The sequence below is a fragment of the Marinobacter salinexigens genome, from assembly GCF_008370345.1.
GTDB lineage: Bacteria > Pseudomonadota > Gammaproteobacteria > Pseudomonadales > Oleiphilaceae > Marinobacter > Marinobacter salinexigens.
Genome location: NZ_VTUU01000053.1, coordinates 1 through 811, shown reverse-complemented (window position 1 = coordinate 811; position 811 = coordinate 1). Strand labels below are relative to the sequence as shown.

1 protein-coding gene is annotated in these 811 nt (G+C 56.9%); it reads left to right on the top strand.

Going from position 1 to position 811, the window contains the following annotated elements; genetic code table 11:
* Window positions 1-720 (top strand): electron transfer flavoprotein subunit beta/FixA family protein (locus tag FWJ25_RS19205; RefSeq protein WP_149601866.1); only part of this gene is annotated, 720 nt, incomplete at its 5' end.
* Window positions 721-811: the final 91 nt, after the last annotated feature.

Sequence of the window (811 nt, the reverse complement as noted above, 5' to 3'; positions counted from 1 at the left end):
ATCGACTACAACGTAAAGGTGCGCGTCAAGCCGGACAACACCGGCGTTGATCTCGCCAACGTCAAGATGGCAATGAACCCGTTCTGTGAAATCGCTGTTGAAGAAGCGGTTCGCCTGAAAGAAAAGGGTGTTGCCAGTGAAATCGTGGTGGTTTCCATTGGTCCCAAGGCTTCCCAGGAGCAGATCCGTACCGCTCTGGCACTGGGCGCAGACCGTGGYATCCACATCGAGACTGACGAAGAAGTTCAGTCCCTCGAAGCGGCCAAGCTGCTGAAAGCTGTGGTCGAGAAGGAAGAGCCGAAGCTGGTYATTCTCGGCAAGCAGTCCATCGATTCCGACAACAACCAGACTGGCCAGATGCTGGCYGCACTGRCCGGYATGGGTCAGGGYACYTTCGCWTCTGAAGTGGTTGTTGAAGGCGACAAGGTTAACGTTACCCGTGAGGTTGACGGTGGTCTGATGACCGTTGCCCTGAACCTCCCGGCTGTGGTCACCACCGACCTGCGTCTGAACGAGCCGCGTTACGCTTCTCTGCCGAACATCATGAAGGCCAAGAAGAAGCCGCTTGAGTCCACCWCYCCGGCMGACCTGGGTGTCGACGTTGCTGCTCGCCTGTCCACCCTGAAAGTGGAAGCTCCGGCTGCCCGTCAGGCTGGTGTSAAAGTGGCTGACGTAGCTGAGCTGGTCGATAAACTGAAGAACGAAGCGAAGGTGATCTGAACATGAGCATCCTGGTAATTGCTGAACATGACAACAGCAGCCTGAAGCAGGCGACCCTGAGTGTTGTAGCGGCTGCCAAGGCCATCGGTGG